This is a genomic window from Allobosea sp. FW305-C-101 (assembly GCF_058783685.1).
Window position 1 is genome coordinate 1,409,016 of the sequence record NZ_JBYSYT010000002.1, and the last position, 18,636, is coordinate 1,427,651.

General features: G+C 66.5%; 15 protein-coding genes. 10 read left to right on the plus strand and 5 right to left on the minus strand.

Translation table 11 applies throughout. From position 1 onward, the window contains the following. Window positions 1–101: 101 nt before the first annotated feature. From AC3WMA_RS14415 to surE, 5 genes are all read left to right on the plus strand, one after another. Complete coding sequence (locus AC3WMA_RS14415) at window positions 102–1,109, plus strand: ABC transporter substrate-binding protein (protein WP_492286027.1); 1,008 nt, start codon at window positions 102–104, stop codon at window positions 1,107–1,109. Window positions 1,110–1,126: 17 nt separating this feature from the next. After that, window positions 1,127–2,839, plus strand: a complete 1,713-nt coding sequence (locus AC3WMA_RS14420; RefSeq protein WP_492286028.1) for an ABC transporter permease — start codon at window positions 1,127–1,129, stop codon at window positions 2,837–2,839. Next, window positions 2,827–3,918, plus strand: a complete 1,092-nt coding sequence (locus tag AC3WMA_RS14425; RefSeq protein ID WP_492286029.1) for an ABC transporter ATP-binding protein — start codon at window positions 2,827–2,829, stop codon at window positions 3,916–3,918. Before AC3WMA_RS14420 ends, AC3WMA_RS14425 begins: the two co-directional genes overlap by 13 nt. 10 nt (window positions 3,919–3,928) lie before the next feature. Next, window positions 3,929–5,074 carry an MBL fold metallo-hydrolase gene (locus AC3WMA_RS14430; RefSeq protein WP_492286030.1) on the plus strand — a complete coding sequence of 382 codons (1,146 nt, stop codon included), beginning with the start codon at window positions 3,929–3,931 and terminating at the stop codon, window positions 5,072–5,074. Between the two features lie 65 nt (window positions 5,075–5,139). Then, a complete protein-coding gene (gene surE / locus AC3WMA_RS14435; RefSeq protein ID WP_492286031.1) occupies window positions 5,140–5,904 on the plus strand; it encodes a 5'/3'-nucleotidase SurE in 765 nt (254 codons plus the stop codon). A 140-nt stretch (window positions 5,905–6,044) separates the two neighbouring features. On the opposite strand, the gene AC3WMA_RS14440 is transcribed toward surE, so the two are convergent. Continuing rightward, entirely contained in the window at window positions 6,045–7,865 is a 1,821-nt protein-coding gene (locus tag AC3WMA_RS14440) for an ABC transporter ATP-binding protein (protein WP_492286032.1), read from the minus strand. A 120-nt stretch (window positions 7,866–7,985) separates the two neighbouring features. Between AC3WMA_RS14440 and AC3WMA_RS14445 the strand changes: the two genes are divergently transcribed. Then, complete coding sequence (locus tag AC3WMA_RS14445) at window positions 7,986–9,122, plus strand: DSD1 family PLP-dependent enzyme (RefSeq protein WP_492286033.1); 1,137 nt, start codon at window positions 7,986–7,988, stop codon at window positions 9,120–9,122. A 219-nt stretch (window positions 9,123–9,341) separates the two neighbouring features. On the opposite strand, the gene obgE is transcribed toward AC3WMA_RS14445, so the two are convergent. Both obgE and AC3WMA_RS14455 read right to left on the minus strand, forming a co-directional pair. Further along, window positions 9,342–10,385 (minus strand): GTPase ObgE, encoded by a 1,044-nt coding sequence (gene obgE, locus AC3WMA_RS14450; protein WP_492286034.1) that lies wholly within the window; start codon window positions 10,383–10,385, stop codon window positions 9,342–9,344. Window positions 10,386–10,429: 44 nt separating this feature from the next. Next, window positions 10,430–11,296, minus strand: coding sequence for a LysR family transcriptional regulator (locus tag AC3WMA_RS14455; RefSeq protein WP_257733507.1), 867 nt, complete (start codon window positions 11,294–11,296; stop codon window positions 10,430–10,432). A gap of 166 nt (window positions 11,297–11,462) precedes the next feature. Here AC3WMA_RS14455 and AC3WMA_RS14460 point away from each other — a divergent pair, with 166 nt between their 5' ends. Further along, window positions 11,463–12,365 carry a DMT family transporter gene (locus AC3WMA_RS14460; RefSeq protein WP_492286035.1) on the plus strand — a complete coding sequence of 301 codons (903 nt, stop codon included), beginning with the start codon at window positions 11,463–11,465 and terminating at the stop codon, window positions 12,363–12,365. A gap of 9 nt (window positions 12,366–12,374) precedes the next feature. Here the strand turns inward: AC3WMA_RS14460 and AC3WMA_RS14465 are convergent, their stop codons facing one another. Beyond that, on the minus strand, window positions 12,375–12,935 hold the full coding sequence (locus tag AC3WMA_RS14465; protein WP_492286036.1) for a dihydrofolate reductase family protein: 561 nt from the start codon (window positions 12,933–12,935) through the stop codon (window positions 12,375–12,377). 100 nt (window positions 12,936–13,035) lie between these two features. On the opposite strand from AC3WMA_RS14465, the gene AC3WMA_RS14470 reads away from it, so the two are divergent. The 3 genes from AC3WMA_RS14470 to AC3WMA_RS14480 all read left to right on the plus strand — a co-directional run bounded on the left by AC3WMA_RS14470 (window position 13,036) and on the right by AC3WMA_RS14480 (window position 15,409). After that, entirely contained in the window at window positions 13,036–13,539 is a 504-nt protein-coding gene (locus AC3WMA_RS14470) for a winged helix-turn-helix transcriptional regulator (protein WP_492286037.1), read from the plus strand. A 68-nt stretch (window positions 13,540–13,607) separates the two neighbouring features. Beyond that, complete coding sequence (locus tag AC3WMA_RS14475; protein ID WP_492286038.1) at window positions 13,608–14,741, plus strand: hypothetical protein; 1,134 nt, start codon at window positions 13,608–13,610, stop codon at window positions 14,739–14,741. Next, window positions 14,738–15,409, plus strand: a complete 672-nt coding sequence (locus tag AC3WMA_RS14480) for a hypothetical protein (protein WP_492286039.1) — start codon at window positions 14,738–14,740, stop codon at window positions 15,407–15,409. The genes AC3WMA_RS14475 and AC3WMA_RS14480 overlap by 4 nt, the downstream gene beginning before the upstream one ends. Before the next feature lie 4 nt (window positions 15,410–15,413). Here AC3WMA_RS14480 and AC3WMA_RS14485 read toward each other — a convergent pair whose 3' ends face one another. After that, window positions 15,414–18,635: an efflux RND transporter permease subunit gene (locus tag AC3WMA_RS14485; RefSeq protein ID WP_492286040.1), complete on the minus strand. Its 3,222-nt coding sequence runs from the start codon at window positions 18,633–18,635 to the stop codon at window positions 15,414–15,416. Between the last annotated feature and the right edge of the window lies 1 nt (window position 18,636).

Genomic DNA, 18,636 nt, shown 5'->3' on the forward strand with positions numbered 1-18,636 from the left:
GATGACCCGCATGAGACGGCCTGACATGACGATCTGACACGAAGATCGACCGGCGCATTTGGCGTAAAGGTCGGCATCGCGACCCCGGAGGAGACAAGACCATGACCCTGACACGACGCCGCTTCACGCGACACGGCCTGATGATGACGGCCGCCGCCGCTCTGCTTGCCGCCGCGCCCGCCTTCGCGCAGGCGCCCTCGGGCAAGCTCGTACTCTACACCTCGCAGCCGGAGAAGGACGCGACCCAGACCGTCGCCGCCTTCAAGAAGGCCTATCCCAATGTCGAGGTCGACATCTTCCGCTCCGGCACGACCGAGGTGATGGGCAAGCTCGCCGCCGAGATCTCCGCCGGCCAGCCCGGCGCCGACGTCCTCCTGATCGCGGATGCCGCGAGCATGGAGATCCTGAAGGCCCAGAAGCAACTCCTCGCCTATCCCGGCGCCAAGACCGACGGCTTCCAGGCAGGCTCCTTCGACGCCGATAAGACCTATTTCGGCTCGAAGCTGATCACCACCGGCATCGCCTACAACACCGCCGCGAAGGAGAAGCCGACCTCCTGGACCGATCTGGACAAGCCCGCCTACAAGGGCCAGATCTCGATGCCGAGCCCGCTCTATTCGGGCGCTGCCGCGATCATGCTCTCGACCATGACGGCCCGGCCCGATCTCGGCTGGAAGCTGTTCGAGGGATTGAAGGCCAACGAGGCCGTCGCCGTGCGCGGCAACGGTGCGGTCCTGAAAGCCGTCGCCAGCGGCGAGAAGTCCTACGGCGTGCTCGTCGACTTCATGGCCTATAATGCCAAGAAGCAGGGCTCGCCGATCGATTTCGTCTTCCCGAAGGAAGGCGCGCCGGCCGTGACCGAACCCGTCGCCATCATCAAGTCGACCAAGAACGAGGCCGCCGCCAAGGCCTTCGTCGACTTCATCCTCTCCGATGCCGGGCAGAAGCTCGCGCTCTGGATGGGCTATATCCCGGCCAAGCCCAGCATCGGCTCGCCGTCCTGGCTGCCGGAAGGCACCAAGATCAACGTCATGGCCTCCGACATCGCGGCCGTGGTCAAGGCGACCGAGGCAGACAAGGCTCGTTTCGCCACCATGTTCGGCAACTGAGCCCGGACGCGGTGCGCATGTCCCTCGCCGATCCCGCGACGCTGCGCACGCGCGTCGAGGAGACGGGCCTCCTCTGGGGGCTCGTCGGCCTCGTCGCGCTCCTGTCGCTCTTGCCGATCGGGCGCCTGATCATCGAGGGCCTCGCTCCCGGCGGCCAGCTCTCGGCGACGGCGCTCGGCAAGGTCATGGCCAGCCCCGCGACCTGGACCGCGACCTGGAACAGCCTCACCACGGCGATCGCCGGCACGATCCTCGCCACGCTAATCGGCGGCACGGTCGCGCTGCTGGCGACGCTGACCGATATCCGCGCCCGCAACGCCTTCACCTTCTGCTTCGTCCTGCCGCTGATGATCGCGCCGCAGGTCACGGCGCTGGCCTGGCTCCAGCTCTTCGGCCCGTCGAGCACGCTGCTCAAGCTCATCGGGATGGCGCCGCCGCTCGGCAGCCGCAACCCGCTCTATTCGCGCGAAGGCATCATCCTGCTGCTCGGCCTGCAATATGCGCCATTGGTCTTCCTGACCCTGCGCGCCGGCCTGCGTGCCCTGCCCAAGGAGCTGATCGAGGCGGGCCTCGCCGCCGGCGCGAGCCCGCTGACCGTGCTGCGCACCGTCGTCCTGCCGCTGATGACGCCACCGCTCGTCGCCGGTATCGCGCTCTGCTTCGTCTCCAGCCTCGGCAATTTCGGCATCCCCGCCTTCCTCGGTATTCCCGGCAATTTCCTCGTCCTGCCGACGCTGATCTATCAGCGCCTTGCAGGCCTCGGCCCCGGCGTGCTCTCCGAGGTCGCGATCCTCTCCCTGCTGATCGGCGTGATCGCGATGATTGGCATCCTCCTGCAGGATGTCATGCTGCGCCGGCGCGATTTCCGGATCACCACGACCTCAAGCGCCGCGCGTCCCTTCGAACTCGGCCGCTGGCGCCGCCCGGTCGAGATCGGCTTATGGGCCTTCGCGATCCTCGTGCTCGCCATGCCTTTCCTCGGCTTGCTCTCGACCTCGCTGATCCCCGCCTTCGGCGTGCCGCTCAACGCGAAGACCGCGACGCTCGCCAACTACGCCTATGTCCTGTTCGAGCACGCCGCCTCGAAGCGCGCCTTCGTCAATTCCTTCCTGATGTCGGCGGGCGCGGCCACCCTGATCGTGCTGATCTGCGTGCCGCTCGGCTATTTCATCGTCTGGAAGAAGTCCCGCGCCCTGCGCCTGCTCAATCTCGCGGCCGAACTGCCCTATGCGATGCCTGGCGTGGTGCTCGCCATCGCCGCGATCCTGCTCTTCCTCAAGCCGCTGCCGGTGCTGAACGTCTCGCTCTACAACACGATCTGGATCATCGTCTTCGCCTATCTCGCCCGCTTCCTGGTGCTGGGCCTGCGCCCCGTCATCAGCGGCTATCTCCAGATCGACCGCACGCTGGAGGAGGCCGCCCAGATCGCAGGCGCCGGCCTGCCCCGCCGCCTCGTCACCATCATCTTTCCGCTGGTCGCGCCGGCGGCCGTCGCGGGCGCGCTGCTGGTCTTCCTCACCGCCTTCAACGAGCTTACCGTCTCGGCCCTGCTCTGGTCGTCGGGCGCCGAGACGCTCGGCGTCGTCGTCTTCTCCTTCGAGCAGGGCGGCGATTCCACCTATGCCTCGGCGCTGGCGGCCATCACCGTCGTCGTCACGGTCGGCCTGATGGCCTCGACCACCCTCTTCGCCCAGAAACTGCCCCAGGGAGTCCTGCCGTGGCGCGACTGACCATCGACCGCGCGCAGAAGCGCTTCGGCACCTATCTCGCGCTCGACGACGTCTCGATCGCGGTCGAGGATGGCGAGTTCCTGGCCGTGCTCGGCCCCTCCGGCTGCGGCAAGACCACGCTGCTGCGCCAGATAGCCGGCTTCGACAAGCTCGATGGCGGCCAGATCCGCATCGGCGACCGGCTCGTCTCCTCGGCGGAAACCCATATCCCGCCGGAGCATCGCAAACTCGGCATCGTCTTCCAGTCCTACGCGCTCTGGCCGCATATGACGGTCGCCGAGAACGTCGCCTATGGCCTCACCGTCGCCGGCGTGCGCGACCCGGAACGGTCGAAGCGCGTCGCGGCAGCGCTCGATCTCGTCGGGCTGAACGGCTTCGCCGAACGCCGGCCCGGCCTGCTCTCCGGCGGCCAGCGCCAGCGCGTCGCGCTCGCCCGCTGCCTCGTCACAGAGCCCTCGCTGGTGCTGCTCGACGAGCCGCTCGCCAATCTCGACGTCCACCTGCGGGCCTCGATGGAGGAAGAGTTCTCGCGCTTCCACGAGCGCACCGGCACCACCATGGTCTACATCACCCATGACCAGGCCGAGGCCATGGCGCTGGCCGACCGCATCGCGGTGATGGATCGCGGCCGCCTGCTCCAGCTCGCCACGCCCTCGCTGCTCTATCGCGAACCGGCCAACGTGACCGTCGCCGGCTTCATCGGCGAAGGCATGGTGCTGCCGGCGACCATCCTCTCCGCGCCGCAGGCCGGCCATTGCAAGGTCAGCGTGCTCGGTGTCGAGGCCGTCGTGCGCTGCCGGTCGGATCAGGCGGTCACCAATCAGGCAAAACTCTGCCTGCGCGCCCGCGATATCGGCATCACGACAGCAGGAGAAAGCGGCCTCCCGGCCACGGTCGAACGCCTGTCCTATCAGGGTGGCTTCTTCCGTATGGAAGCGCGCCCCGCCGGCAATCAGGACATCGTCCTGCATCTCGACGCGGCCGAGCCCGCCCCGGCCCAGGCCGGCGAGCCCATCCGCATCGCCATCACCGATGGCTGGGTCATCCCGGAGAGCGCCTCCCTGGACAAGGCGGCGTGAGATCGACGGCATGAAACTGACGATTCACGGCGGGATCGGCGAGAAGGGCCGGACCTGTATCGGTGTCGAGCATGGCGGCACACGGCTCCTGCTCGATGTCGGTGTCGACACTAGCGCACGCGGGGCGGCCATTTATCCGGCAATCACGCCGGCCGAGCTCGAACGCATCGACGCGATCATCGTCACCCACGCGCATGAGGACCATGTCGCGGCGCTCGGCTGGTGCCTCGCCAACGGCTTTGCCGGCCGTATCCTGATGACCGCCGAATCCGCGGCAGAGACGGACGCGACGCTGGCCGCATACGCCACACCGCAAGAACGTTCGCTCGCCAAGGCGGCCACCGTCGAGATCGTCACCCACGGCGCGGATTTCGTCATCGGCCCGATCGCGATCCGCACCGGCCGCAGCGGCCATGTCGTCGGCGGCATTTGGTGCCACCTGAGCGCAGGCGGCCGCAGGCTCGGCTATTGCGGTGATGTCGTGCCGGAAAGCCCGGTCTTCGCGATGGACGCACTCCCACCCTGCGACTTGCTGCTGGTCGATGCCTCCTATGGCGCCGATCGCATCCCCGCCGCCGAGCGTGGCGCCGCGATCAAGCGCTGGCTCGCGGCCCATCCACAGGGCGCCGTGCTGCCGACGCCGCTCTCAGGCCGTTCGATCGAGCTGATCGGACTGATCGAGACGCCGATCGCGATCCACCCCTCGATGCGTGAGCCCCTGGCCCAGCAGATCGCGGCTTCAGCCTGGCTGAAGCCCGGTGCCGCAGACATCCTGTCGGCACGTTTCGCCGAAGCGCTGCTCTGGGAGGAAGGGGAGGCTCTGCCGGCCGCCGCCCTGCTCGTCGATGACGGCATGGGGCTCGCCGGCCCTTCCAAGGCCGCACTCGCGCAAGCCCGCCGCGAGCGGCATCCGGTCCTGCTGACCGGCGGCATTCCAAAGGGCAGCCCGGCCGATCTGATGCTCGCAGCTGGCGAGGCCGAGTGGCTGCGCTTCCCGACCCATCCGACGCTGCCGGAGAACATCGCGCTCGCAGCGGCCAGCGGCGCGGGCCGCATTCTCGCTCATTCCTGCGACGCCGCGACCGCAGCCTTGCTGGCCACCGACATTCCCAAGCTCGTCACCGGCCTCAAGCCTGGCGATACCATCGAGATCTGAAGCATTTTCAAGCGAAGTGGATACCGGTTCGCGTGAAGAAAATGCAGTAAAGCAGAAGTCTGATCATGCGCATCCTCATCGCCAACGACGACGGCATCGACGCTCCCGGCATCGCCCTTCTGCGCAAGGCTGCTGCCCGCGTCGCCTCCGACGTCTGGGTTGTCGCGCCCGAGCGGAAATGGACGGCCGCCAGCCATCATCTCTCCTTCGACAAGGAGCTGACGCTCGTTCGACGCGAGCAGCGGGTCTACGCATTGAACGGCACGCCGGCCGATTGCGTGGTGGCGGCGATGACGGTGCTATTCCGCGACGGCGGTACGCCCGACCTCGTGCTCTCCGGCGTCAATGACGGGCGCAATGCCGCCGAGGACGCCGCCTATTCCGGCACGCTCTCGATCGCCCGCGAGGCGAGCTTCTGGAACCTCCCTGCCATCGGCTTCTCCCGTACCAAGGGCGGCACTTCGGAGGAGCGCGATGTCACCGCGCTTGCCGCCCTGATCGAGAACCTGTGGCGGACGCGCGCGCAATGGACCCGCGAGGGCACGTTCCTGAGCGTCAACCTGCCGAAGGAGCTGCCGGCCGAAATCGGCCTCGCCACGATCGGCCGCGACAAGATCGCGGGCGCGGCCGATATCGTCTCGGAAGAAGGAGAGAAGATCGTCTGGCGCATCCGGCGCGGCCGTCCGCATACCAGCCGGCCCGGCGACGAGAACAGCCTGATCGATTCAGGCCGCATCGCCATCGTCCGCCATTGCTGGAGCGATGGGGCGCCGCTCGATGCGGGGTTCGCGGGGGAGTTGAACGCAACGCTGAAGCTGCCGGTGGGCTGAACACGAGCCTCTTCGCCGTCATGCTCGGGCTTGACCCGAGCATCTCAGGTAGAAAGAGGCTCCAGTGCCTCACTTTGAGGAGATTCTCGGGTCAAGCCCGAGAATGACGCCCTGTCATAGGCCCGAAAGGCTCCGCAGGCTCACCCCTCCAGAAACTGCATCCGGTGCAGCCGCGCATAGGCGCCGTCGCGCGCCAAGAGTTCGTCATGGCTGCCGGTCTCGACGACCTTGCCCTCGTCCATGACCACGATCAGGTCGGCCTCGCGGATGGTCGAGAGCCGGTGCGCGATGACGATGGTCGTGCGCCCCTTCATCAGCGTCGCCAGCGCCTGCTGGACCAATCGCTCTGACTCGGTGTCGAGCGCGCTCGTCGCTTCGTCGAGCAACAGGATCGGCGCGTTCTTCAGGATGGCACGCGCGATGGCAATGCGCTGGCGCTCGCCGCCCGAAAGCTTGTGGCCGCGCTCGCCGACGGGCGCATCATAGCCGCCCGGCATCGCCATGATGAAGTCATGCGCGGCGGCCGCCTTCGCCGCCGCGACAATCTCCTCCTGCGAGGCCTCCGGCCGCCCGAAGGCGATGTTGGCCTGCACGCTGTCGTCGAACAGCACGACATCCTGGCTGACGACGCCGACCTGCCGGCGCAGGCTCCTGAGTGTGGCGTTGCGCAAATCCTGCCCGTCGATCTCGATCCGGCCTTCGCTGGGGTCGTAGAGACGCGGCACCAGCGCGAGCAGCGTCGATTTGCCCGAGCCTGAACGCCCGACCAGCGCCATCGTCTTGCCACCCTGCGCGACGAGATCGATCCCCTCCAGCGCGCGCTGGTCCTCGCGATAGCGGAAGCGCAGATGGCGGAAGGCGACCTCGCCGGCCCCGACCGCAAGCGGCTTCGCGTCGGGCCTGTCGAGCACTTGCGGCTTCTCGTCCATCAGCGCGTAATAGCGCTTCAGCGAGGCTCCCGCCTCCTGGACGATGGCGTTGAGATTGCCGAGCGAGCGCATCGGCTGGGCGGCGAGCAGCAGCGCCGAGACATAGCCGGTGAAATCGCCGACCGTCGAATTGCCGGCGGTGATGCGCACGCCGATGGCGGCGAGCACGCCCGCCACCGCAAGGCCGCCGCCGACCTCGAGCAGCGGATCGAGCCGCCCGCGCGCATTGGCCGCCTTCATCTTGAGCGCCCGGATCGTCTCGAAGGCGTTGGCCGCCCGCGTCTTCAGATAGGGCTCGAGCCGATCGGTCTTGGCAACGCGAGCGCCCTGCAGGCTCTCGGTGACGAGATTGGCCATCAGGCCTGTCTGCTCCTGCTGGGAATTGGCCATGCGCCGAAGCTTGCGGCCGATCTTGCCGATCGGATGAGCGATCACCGGCGCGATCAGCAGCACGACCAGCGTCATCTGCCAGTCGATCCAGATCAGCGCACCGACCAGCGCGATCGCGGTGACCACGTCGCGGATCGCGATGTTGACGATGCGCGTCAGCGCTTCCTTGACGAAGGTGAAATCGGTGGTGAAGCGCTGGGTCAGCGAGGCCGGGTTCTCGCGCTGAAGCTGCGCAAGATCGGCATCGATCAGGTGGCCGTAGAGCGCCGTCTGCATGTTCGCCTCGATGCGGCTGACGACATTGTTGGTCATCACCGTCTGGGCGAGCAGGGAGAAACCCTTGATCGCGGTCACGATCACGACGACGGTCGCGACCGCGTTGATGACGCCGATCTCGAAGCCGATCGATTTCGAGACCAGCCGTTCCATGCGCCGGACGAAGCCGGTCGATTCGGCGGTTAGCGGGTCGGCAAAGGCGTCGAACGCCGCCTTGATCAAGAGCGGATAGAAGCTCGTCGTTACCGCGATGACCACGACGAGGCCGAGAATCATCAGCATCTGCGGGAGATAGGAGCTGATCTGCTCGCGCCAGACACGGGCAAAGAGCGCGAGGGTATCGTCGGTGACGCGGCCGATCTTCATGCCGGGGGCCTATCATGGCGGCTCGGCAAGCGCCACTGGCGCATGCCGGAACGCGAATGAGGGGCCTTGCTACCGACACGAAGCTGTCTTCCCATGGCCACAACCGACTCAGGAGACTTCATGCCGCTTTCCCCGCCGGCCCAGCCCGGCCAGAGCTTCGCCGAGATCGAAACCCCCGCCCTCGTGCTCGATCTCGACGCGTTCGAGCGTAATCTCGTCGCCATGGCGGCCTTCACGCAGGCTCATGGCATCCGGCTCCGGCCCCACGCCAAGTCGCACAAGAGCCCCGAGATCGCGCTGCGCCAGATCGCCCATGGCGCGGTCGGGCAATGTTGCCAGAAGGTCGGTGAGGCGGAAGTTCTGGTCGCCGGCGGCGTCGGTGATGTGCTGGTGACCAACGAGATCGTCGGCGCGGCCAAGCTCGATCGTCTTGCTCGCCTTGCCCGCAGCGCGAAGATCGGCCTTTGCGTCGACCATCCCGACGGCGTGCGCGAGGCGGCGGAAGCGGCCGCTCGCAACGACGTAACGCTCGATGTCTATGTCGAGATCGATGTCGGCGGCCGGCGCTGCGGCGTCGCGCCCGGCGAGGGCGCCGTTCGGCTGGCCGAGGCCATCGCGCGTTCCAACACGCTGCGCTTTGCCGGCATCCACGCCTATCACGGCTCGGCCCAGCATATGCGCTCGATCGACGAGCGGCGCGAGGCGATCGAGCGGTCAGGCCTCGCCGCCCGCAACACGGTCGAACGTCTCGCCCATGCCGGCTTGAAATGCGAAATCGTCACCGGCGCCGGCACCGGCACTCATGAGCTGGAGACGCAGTCCGGGATCTGGAACGAGATCCAGCCCGGCTCCTACATCTTCATGGACGCCGATTATGCCCGCAACCGCCAGGCCGACGGCACGCCCTTCCGCAGCTTTGAGCACGCGCTCTTCGTCCTAGCCGGCGTGATGAGCAAGCCGGTGCCGGACCGCGCCATCGTCGATGCCGGCCACAAGTCCGCGGCGGTCGATTCCGGCATGCCCGTGCCCTTCCGCCGCGAGGGCGTGATCTATACCAAGCCCTCCGACGAACACGGCGTGCTAACCGGTGACCCGGTTGCGGTGCCCCATCGCGGCGATCGCCTGCTCTTGATCCCCGGCCATTGCGACCCGACGGTCAATCTGCACGACTGGTATGTCTGCGTCCGTGGCCTGCACGGGCCGGACGCCCATGTCGAGGCGCTCTGGCCTGTCGCCGCCCGTGGTGCCCTGATCTGAGCGGGCGATGCTCGCTGCGCTTATCCAGCGCCTGACAGGATTCCCGCTGAGCGGCACTGCAAACAAGCGCTTGATAAATATCCTCGGAAACGCGCCGTCATCCCGGGCTTGACCCGGGATCCATCATAAAGCGCAACGCCCTTCGATGGATCCCGGAACGGCGCCGCTGACGCGGCTTGTCCGGGATGACGAAGAGGTTCCGAACAGAAACTGGAAGCCTCAGGGCCGCCAGCCGGTCTCCTCGACCGGGGCGCTCTCGCGCTCTTCCGCCCGGCGCGCTTCCTCGACGATGGCGAAGAGCGCACGCAGCGACGCATCGACGCCCTCGCCCGAAGCGGACGAGAGGATGATCGGCATACGCTTGGCCGCGCGCTTCAGCCGCGCGACCTGCTCCTTGAGCACTTCCGGTGTCAGCGCATCGACCTTGGAAAGCGCGACGATCTCCGGCTTCTCGGCCAGCCCCTCGCCATAGGCCTCCAGCTCCTCCCGCACCGTCTTGTAGGCCTTGCCGGCATGCTCGCTGGTGCCTTCGACCAGATGCAGCAGCACGCGGCAGCGCTCGATATGGCCGAGGAAGCGGTCCCCAAGGCCATGGCCCTCATGCGCGCCCTCGATCAGGCCGGGAATATCGGCCAGCACCATCTCGCGCCCGTCGACGCGCACGACGCCGAGGCCAGGATGCAGCGTCGTGAAGGGATAATCGGCGATCTTGGGCTTCGCCGCCGTAACGGTGGCGAGGAAGGTCGACTTGCCGGCATTGGGCAGGCCGACGAGCCCGGCATCGGCGATCAGCTTCAGCCTGAGCCAGACCCAGCGCTCCTCGCCCGGCAGGCCGGGATTGGCATGGCGCGGCGCCTGGTTGGTCGCCGTCTTGAAATAGGCGTTGCCGAAGCCGCCATTGCCGCCCTTGCACAAAACGAAGCGCTGGCCGGGCTCGGTCAGATCGGCGACCTTGGTCTCGCCATCCTCCTCGAGGATCTCGGTGCCCGGCGGGACCTTCAGCACGATCGCCTGCGAATTCGCGCCATGGCGGTCCTTGCCCATGCCGTGCTCGCCGGTCTTGGCCTTGAAATGCTGCTGGAAGCGGAAATCGATCAGCGTGTTCAGGCCCTGCACGCATTCGACAACGATATCGCCGCCGCGCCCGCCGTCGCCGCCATTGGGCCCACCGAACTCGATGAATTTTTCGCGGCGGAAGGAGACGCAGCCGGCGCCGCCGTCACCCGCCTTCACATAGATCTTGGCTTGGTCGAGGAATTTCATGTTGTTTCACTAGTGATGAGCGGAGGAAAGGGCAATGGACCGGATCACGCCGCCTGCCGGAAAGCGCTCATCTCTTCGCGCAGCGCATCGGCGAAGCGCTGCGCCGCTAGCCCGGGACGCGGCGCCATGATCAGCCCCACCGTCAGTTCGAACAGCGGCGGCAACCCCTCGGCCGCGCCGAGGCGGCGCAGCGAGGGCGGCACGGCGCTTTCGGTGATCGCGGTGACGCAGAAGCCGCCCTCGACCGCCGAGAGCACGCCGGAGGTGTGTGAGCAGGAGAAGACGAGCCGATGCGCCTTGCCGGCGCTGTTCAGCGCCCCGAGGATGCGCGAGCGCGCCCGGCAACCCTCGGAGAACAGGGCGAGCGGCAGCGTCTCCTGCAATTCCGGCCGGTGGCCGCGCGCCGCGACCCAGATCATCGGCTCGCGCCGAAGCACCTCGCCCATCGGCCGGCTCGGGTCCTGCGAGACCACCGCGAGATCGAGCTCGCCGGCCTTAAGCGCCGGCTCGATCCGCTTCGAGAGGTCGCAATGGACCTCCAGCTCGACCTTTGGATGCTCCACCGCGAAGCGCGCGATCAGCGGCCTCAGATAGGCGTCCATGTAATCATCGGGCACGCCGATGCGCAGGCGCCCCGTCGGCGTCTCGCCGGCCAGATCGGCCAGCGCCTCGCGCTCGACCGCGAGCAGGCGCCGCGCATGGGCGATCAGGCGCTCGCCCGCATCCGTCGGCGTGACGCCGCGGCGCGAACGCTCCAGCAGCTTGTGGCCGAGTTGGCTCTCCAGATCCTGGATACGCACCGAGATCGCCGATTGCGTCCGGCCGAGCCGGGCGCTCGCAGCGGTGAAACCACCGGTCTCTGCCACGGCCACCAGCATGCCCAGCGCGGCGAGGTCGAAATGAGCAGTCATGACGTGCCTCCTTGGGACGCGCGAGATCGATCGGTTTTAAGAATGGTTAAATCAGAATAATCCGTTTTTCCGATTGAAGGAAGCGGCCTATATCATCGACCGAACGAAGCCGAGCAGGCCGCGCCGTCGCGGCCGAAGCTGGCTTCACCAATCGTCAGAAGACGCCATGTCCGCCCCTGCCATTCCCGTCCGGCCCGCATCGCCTGCGCTGGCCATGTTCATCGCGCTGCTCACCGGCGCCACCTGCATCGGCTTTTCCGGCATCTTCGTGCGCCTTGCCGATGTCGGCCCGGCCGCGGCCGGCTTCTGGCGCATGCTCTTCGCGCTGCCGGTGCTGGTCGCCTGGACCGCGCTGGAGCAGCGCAGGCCGGCGGGCGAAAAGATCGGCCGCGGCGCCTTCATCGCGGTCGCGCTGGCCGGCCTCACCTTCGGCATCGACGTCACGCTCTACAATGCCGCGCTCGGCCATACGACGATCGCCAATGCCTCGCTGCTCGGCAATCTCTCGCCGGTCGGCGTCGTGCTCGGCGGCTGGCTTCTGCTCGGCGACAAGCCGTCACGACGCATCCTCGGCGCGCTGATGCTTGCGGTTGCCGGCGCGATCCTGCTGGTGCTGCCGAAATTCACCGGCGCCGAGCAGGTCACCGGCAATCTCTTCGGCGACGGCCTCGCTGTCGGTGCCGCCCTGTCCTATGCCGCTTATATCCTGGCGGTGCGCCGCGCCCGCGACGGTGCCGGAGCCGGCTATGTCAGCCTCGTCTCCAGCATCATCTGCGCCGTGTTCTGCCTCGCCGCCGCGCTGATGCTGGGTGAGCAGGTCATTCCGGCGACCTTGCAGGGCTGGCTCGCGGTGGCCGCGCTCGGCCTCGTCTCGCATGCGCTCGGCCAGGGCCTGATCACGCTCTCGCTCGGCAGCTATGGTGCCGGTGCCGCCTCGCTCGTCATGGTCTGGCCGGCTCTGGTCAGCGTGCTCGCGGCTTGGGCGCTGTTCGGCGAGCAGCCGACCCCGGTCCAGGCCTTCGGCGGCGTCGCCATTCTCGCCGCCGTGCTGTTGGTCCGGCGCGGCTGAGCCGCCCTGTCAGGCCGCAGGCTTCACGCCGTAATGCAGGATCACGGTCCCGTTCTTGAGAGGACGGGCCGCGATCAGCGCGTAGTGACGCTTCTCCGCGTTCGGCTTGAACAGGGGCGTGCCCTGGCCGATCGTGACCGGCGCGACCGCGATCATGATCTCGTCGACGAGCCCCGCCGCCAGCAGCGACTCCGTCAGCTCGGCGCTGCCGAAGACATAGATATCCTTGCCCGGCTGAGCTTTGCGACGCGTGATCTCGCCGGCGATATCCGCCGTCACCGTGGTGTTGTTCCAGTTGGAGCCAGTCAGCTTGCGTGACGCCACGAGCTTCGGCAGGGCGTTCATGAAGGCCTTGGTCTCGCCCTCTTCCTGGGTCGAGGTCCAATAGGCCTTCATCCCCTCATAGGTAACGCGGCCGAAGACCAGCAGCCCCGCCTTGCGCCCGAAATCGCTGCTCAGCTCGGAAAGCTCCTCGCCCCAGGCGTCCTCATGGAAGCCGAGATCCCACTTCTCCTTGCCCTCGAAGAATCCTTCCAGCGTCATCAGATTCCAGACGATCACCTTGGCCATCGCATCCTCCTGATAGGTCCGGTCAAAACCAGTTTCGATTTGCAACTGGTTGATGGATAGCGAAACCGATCCTATATTGCAAGCGGTTTTGGAGACGAGCATGCGCGAGACCGGCCGTTCGGGCTGTCCAATCAATCTGACGCTGGAAATCCTGGGGGATCGCTGGAGCCTGATCGTGCTCCGCGACATCATGTTCGGAAACCGCCGGCATTTCCGCGAGATGCTGGCGAAATCGGACGAGGGCATCGCCTCGAACATCCTCGCCGACCGCCTGAAGCGCCTCGTCGAGAAGGGCCTGCTCTCGCGCCGCGACGACGCCACGCACAAGCAGAAGGCGATCTACAGCCTGACCGAGATGGGCATCGCGCTCGTCCCCGTCTTCGCCGCGATGGGGGAGTGGGGCAGAAACTTCCTGCCAGTGACCGAGGAACTCTCGATCCGCGCCGAACTCCTCAGCGAAGGCGGCCCGGCGCTCTGGGAGCGCTTCATGCAGGAGCTTCGGCATCTCCATCTCGACGCAGCCCGGCCCGAGCGATCCGTGCTCGACGAGCTGACCAAGGCCTATCGCGACGCGCTGGCGCGACGGCAGGAGCTGACTGGGTGAGGCCCGCCCGAACTTATCCCCGCCTGCCGTAGCGGCATGACAATGGGGCTCCCGTCCAGGAGCCTCTCATGCCGATCCTCCATCGTCCTTATGCGGATCGCGAACTGCGCGCCGCGCGGCTTCGCCTGTTGCGGCTGCGCGACGAGCTTTGCCTGATTCGGCGCGATCACTGGCGCCGCAAGTACAACCCGAACCAGCCGCGCGTCCCCTCCGGCAATGCCGGCGGCGGACAATGGACCAGCGGCGCGGGCGGAGGTGGCAGCTCCAGCCCGACGGATCCCCTTTCTCCCGATGGCAGCTCGCTGGGTGCCGATACCGGTTGGTCCTCGCTCGGCGAGGGCTGGAACGAGGATGGCTCGATCTTCGAGCAGACCGTCACGGACGGCGAGGGCACGACGATCCAGTCGGAATACGCCGCCTCGCGCGCCGCCGGCTTCGACGAACGCCAGACCGTCATCGACCGCGATGGCAACAAGACCAGCTTCGAAACGGCCGGCAACGTCCAGTCGATCTATGCCGGCGGCCCCGACGGCGATCTCGTCGCCCGCACGATCTGGACGCCGTCTGGGCCTGAGCCCGATGCGACGGTGCAGCCGGCCTTTGCACCGCTGGTCGCCTCGCCAGCCATCATCACCGGCGGGGCCATCCTGTTCAACTGGATGTCGCCGCTCAACGGCATCGACGGCCGGCAGGCCGTCATAGGCTTCAACGTCCGTGAGTACCAGCCGGGAGACGCCACGAACGGCAAGCTCGACCTCAGCTATTCCGGGCGCGTCAGCAATGAGGAAGCCGAGCTGGCCTGCCAGCGCTGGCCGGACGTCCGGGAACTGACGGATCGCGCGGCCAATGCCGCCGGCTCTCCGGATCTCTATCCATCGCGAGCCATTTACGGAACCGCAGTCCACTCACGTTTCAAGAACTATATGGACGAGCGCTACGAGCCTTATTTCAAGGCGGAGCAATCATTCCTCAAGGAAGTCAGTGAGGGAGCGGGAGAAAGCTCGGCACGCTATGGGTATCCGGGATCAATCCGTGTGGACGCCTATGAGTATCGCCAGGATGGAACCCTTTGTGTCTATGATCTGAAAACCGGCAAAGCTGGTCTGTCCGACCGACGGGCTGAGCTTCTCGCCAATGCAGCAAAATTGGGCTTCGGGCCGATCCGACGTGTGCTTGTCATTGAGGTGAGGCCGAAGCAATGACGACGAAGAGGCAGATCAAGAAAGTTCTGGAGGCCGTCGCGTCACGTCATGACGACCTGATCGTAAGAGGCCCCTTCATCGTTCTGGCACCGCTACGGCATGTGCTTCGCTCGATATCCATCGACCGAAGCTGGAATGCTGACTATCCACGCTTCTATTGGCATATCGGCCACGCTTTCAATCCTTTCGGATCGCTTCAAGGTCTGTGTGCCGATATTTTCTGGCTGCCCAAGGAAGGCCCACGCTTCTGGTCGGAACCCGGCTTTACCGAGGCTGTCATCGAGACATTCGAGCATCGTATCCTGCCGATGCTGCGCCGGGTGCAATCGATCGAGGATATGTTCCACGTCGAAGGCGAGCCGCGTTCTTATGAGTACGACAACTGGTTGAACCACTACGAACCCTATCAAATCCATATGCATGCTGCATTTGGACGCTTCGATGAAGCTGCTGCCGTCTACGAAAAGATCAAGGACTGGCACCTCATGATGAAGAACTGGCGGCAGCCGGAGTTCAGATATGCAAGCCAGCTCGGCGCCCTCGTCGCCGCAAAGGACCGCGAGGGGGTCATAGCCTTACTCCACGACTGGGAAGAGGAGTTTGCCCGCAGGAAAGACCTCCTCCCCATCTACGAACGCACGCCCTTCCCGCTCGAACTCCAGCCCTGACGCCTCATTCCGCCGCCAGCCGCGGCGGAGCCGGCTTCGACATCGCTTCCGCCGTCGCGATCGCGGGCGCCGCGTGCTCGTCGATCGGCTCCCACTGGCTTTCGTCCTCGGCCTTGCCCAGGAAGCGGCCGAAGAGCCAGCCCGTCGCCCGCGAGAGATCGTCCATCACCATGTAGAAGGACGGCACGAAGACGAGCGAGAGCACGGTCGAGACGATCAGGCCGCCGATCACCGCGATCGCCATCGGCGCGCGGAACTCGCCGCCATCGCCGACGCCATAAGCCGAGGGCAGCATGCCCGCCGCCATCGCGATCGTGGTCATCAGGATCGGCCTTGCCCGCTTGCGGCCGGCCTCGATCAGCGCCGTGAAGCGGTCCTTGCCGCGCCCGACCTCTTCCACCGCGAAATCGACCAGCATGATCGCGTTCTTGGTGACGATGCCCATCAGCATCAGCAGGCCGATATAGACCGGCATCGAGACGGCGTTCTGCGTCGCGAGCAGCGCGATCACCACGCCCCCGAAGGACAACGGCAGCGAAAGCAGGATCGTGATCGGCTGGAAGACCGAGCCGAACAGCAGGATCAGCACCGCCAGGACCAGCATCAGGCCGGTCGTCATCGCGGTGATGAAACCCTGCACGACCTCGCCCTGGATCTCGGCATCGCCGGTCGCGGCGATCCAGACGCCGTCAGGCAGGCCGACTTCCTTGACGATCTCCTGGAACTTGTCCTGGGCGGTTCCGAGTTCGAAGCCGCGCTTCAGGTCCGCGCCGATCTGAGCGCGGCGGACGCGGTCATAGCGGTCGATCGAGCTCGGTCCCTCGCCGAAGCCGATATCGGCCACCGCCGTCATCGGGATCGAGACGCCTGTCGCGTTGGTCACGCGCAGCGCCGCGATGTTGCGCATGTCGGTGCGGGCGGCCTCGTCGAGCTGCACGCGGATCGGCACCAGCCGGTCGCCCGCATTGAACTTGGCGAGGTTCGGCCCGACATCGCCGATCGTCGCGACGCGCACGGCTTCCGAGATCGCCTCCGGCGTGACACCGAGATTGGCGGCCTCCTCCAGCTTCGGCGTGACGCGCAGCTCCGGCCGGCTCAGCGAGCCCGCCGTCGCGACATTGAGATAGCCGTCGACCTGGCGCATCCGCGCCTCGATCTTGGCGACCGCGGCATCCAGCGCCTCGCCGTCCTTCGACAGGATCGAGAAGGCCATCTCGCGCTCGCCGCGCTCGTTGACATACCAGGCGCGCACATCCGGCACGCTGGCGAGCTTCTCGGCGATCGTGACCTTGAGTTCCTTCTGGGCGATGTCGCGCTCGGCCTTGGGCTTGAGCAGGATGAAGACGGAGGCGCGGCGCACCTCGCGCTGGCCGGTCGGCGAGGCCCCGCCGAGCACGAAGACGTCGCGCACCTCGGGGATCGTCTTCAGCACATCGACGAGCTTGTCGGTGGTGACGCGGGTGTCTTCCAGCATCGAGCCCGGCGGCAATTCAACCGAGGCCACGACGCGCGAGGTGTCCTCGTCCGGGATGAAGCCGGTCGGCAACATCTGCGTCGCCTGGATCGAGCCGACCAGGAACATGAAGCCGACCACCAGCGTCGCATAGGCCGTGTTGAACGGCATGGTGCGCCAGCGCCCGGTACCGTCGAAGCGCGGGAAGAACGGCATGCGCCGCTTCTTCAGCGTGTTCTTGAGCAGGCCGACATAGGCGCCCATGACCCAGCCGTCCTTCGGATCGGCATGGTCGACCGGCCGCATCAGATAGGCCGCCATCATGGGCGTGATCAGGCGCGCGACAAGCAACGAGAACAGCACCGCGACCGCGACCGTCAGGCCGAACTGCCGGAAATACTGGCCGGCGACGCCGCCCATGAAGGAGACAGGCGCGAAGATCGCGACGATGGTCAGCGTGATCGCGATGACCGCGAGCCCGATCTCGTCGGCCGCTTCCATCGCTGCGCGATAGGGCGATTTGCCCATCTTCATATGCCGGACGATGTTCTCGATCTCGACGATGGCGTCGTCGACGAGAATGCCGGTCACCAGCGTGATGCCGAGCAGGCTGACGAGATTCAGCGAGAAGCCCATCAGCTCCATCGCCCAGAAGGTCGGAATGGCCGAAAGCGGCAGCGCGACCGCCGTGATCAGCGTCGCCCGCCAGTTGCGCAGGAACAGGAAGACGACGAGGACGGCAAGCCCTGCGCCCTCCAGCAGCGTCTCCATCGCCGCCTTGTAGTTGCCGTAGGTATAGGCGACGGCGTCGTCGATCGGCGTGATCTTGATGTCGGGGAAGCGCTTGTTCAGTTCCTCGACGCGCTGCGCCACCACATCCTTGACCGACAATTCGCTCGACCCCTTCGAGCGGAACACCGCGAAGGTCACGACCGGGCTCTTGTTCAGACGGCCGAAGGCGCGCGGTTCGGAATTCGAATCCTCGACGCGGCCAAGCTCCTTCAGGCGGACCTCGCGCCCGCCGGAGAGCGTGATCTTGGTCTCGGCCAGCTCGGCGACGGTCCGCGCACCGGCGAGCGTACGGATCGCCTGCTCCTGCCCGCCGACCTCGCCGCGCCCGCCGGCCAGATCGACATTGGTCGCGCGGATCTGGCGGTTGACCTCACCGGCGGTGATGCCGAGCGCGAGCAGCCGGTCGGGATCGAGCGAGATGCGGATTTCGCGGTCGACGCCGCCATAGCGCTCGACCCGGCCGACGCCCTTCAAACCCTGCAATTCGCGCGCGACGACATCGTCGACATGCCAGGAGAGCTGCTCCAGCGTCATGCCGGCCGAGGCCGCGCCATAGGTCAGGATCGACTGGCCCTCGACATCGATGCGCTGGATGATCGGCTCGTCGATCGTACGCGGCAGGTCCGCCCGGATCTTGGCGATGGCGTCCTTGACGTCGTTGACGGCCCGGTCGGTATTGGTTTCCAGCCGGAACTCGATCAGCGTCAGCGACTGGCCGTCGGTCAATGTCGAGGTGACGTGCTTGACGCCGGTGATGTTGGCGACCGTGTCCTCGACGCGCTTGCTGACCTGGCTTTCGAGTTCGGCCGGCGCAGCGCCGGACTGCGTCACGGTAACCGAGACCAGCGGCACGTCGATATTCGGGAAGCGCGTGACCGGCAGCTTCGAGAAGGCGAGCAGCCCGAGCACGCAGAGCACGACGAAGAGCAGGATCGCCGGAACCGGCTTCCGGATCGACCAGGCTGAGAAATTGACGTTCATG

Bases quoted from the DNA above. Each gene is read 5' to 3' on its own strand.
- AC3WMA_RS14415 (WP_492286027.1), top strand. From the start codon at position 102: ATGACCCTGACACGACGCCGCTTCACGCGACACGGCCTGATGATGACG.
- AC3WMA_RS14420 (WP_492286028.1), top strand. From the start codon at position 1,127: ATGTCCCTCGCCGATCCCGCGACGCTGCGCACGCGCGTCGAGGAGACG.
- AC3WMA_RS14430 (WP_492286030.1), top strand. From the start codon at position 3,929: ATGAAACTGACGATTCACGGCGGGATCGGCGAGAAGGGCCGGACCTGT.
- surE (WP_492286031.1), top strand. From the start codon at position 5,140: ATGCGCATCCTCATCGCCAACGACGACGGCATCGACGCTCCCGGCATC.
- AC3WMA_RS14440 (WP_492286032.1), bottom strand. From the start codon at position 7,865: ATGAAGATCGGCCGCGTCACCGACGATACCCTCGCGCTCTTTGCCCGT.
- AC3WMA_RS14445 (WP_492286033.1), top strand. From the start codon at position 7,986: ATGCCGCTTTCCCCGCCGGCCCAGCCCGGCCAGAGCTTCGCCGAGATC.
- obgE (WP_492286034.1), bottom strand. From the start codon at position 10,385: ATGAAATTCCTCGACCAAGCCAAGATCTATGTGAAGGCGGGTGACGGC.
- AC3WMA_RS14455 (WP_257733507.1), bottom strand. From the start codon at position 11,296: ATGACTGCTCATTTCGACCTCGCCGCGCTGGGCATGCTGGTGGCCGTG.
- AC3WMA_RS14460 (WP_492286035.1), top strand. From the start codon at position 11,463: ATGTCCGCCCCTGCCATTCCCGTCCGGCCCGCATCGCCTGCGCTGGCC.
- AC3WMA_RS14465 (WP_492286036.1), bottom strand. From the start codon at position 12,935: ATGGCCAAGGTGATCGTCTGGAATCTGATGACGCTGGAAGGATTCTTC.
- AC3WMA_RS14470 (WP_492286037.1), top strand. From the start codon at position 13,036: ATGCGCGAGACCGGCCGTTCGGGCTGTCCAATCAATCTGACGCTGGAA.
- AC3WMA_RS14475 (WP_492286038.1), top strand. From the start codon at position 13,608: ATGCCGATCCTCCATCGTCCTTATGCGGATCGCGAACTGCGCGCCGCG.
- AC3WMA_RS14480 (WP_492286039.1), top strand. From the start codon at position 14,738: ATGACGACGAAGAGGCAGATCAAGAAAGTTCTGGAGGCCGTCGCGTCA.
- AC3WMA_RS14485 (WP_492286040.1), bottom strand. From the start codon at position 18,635: ATGAACGTCAATTTCTCAGCCTGGTCGATCCGGAAGCCGGTTCCGGCG.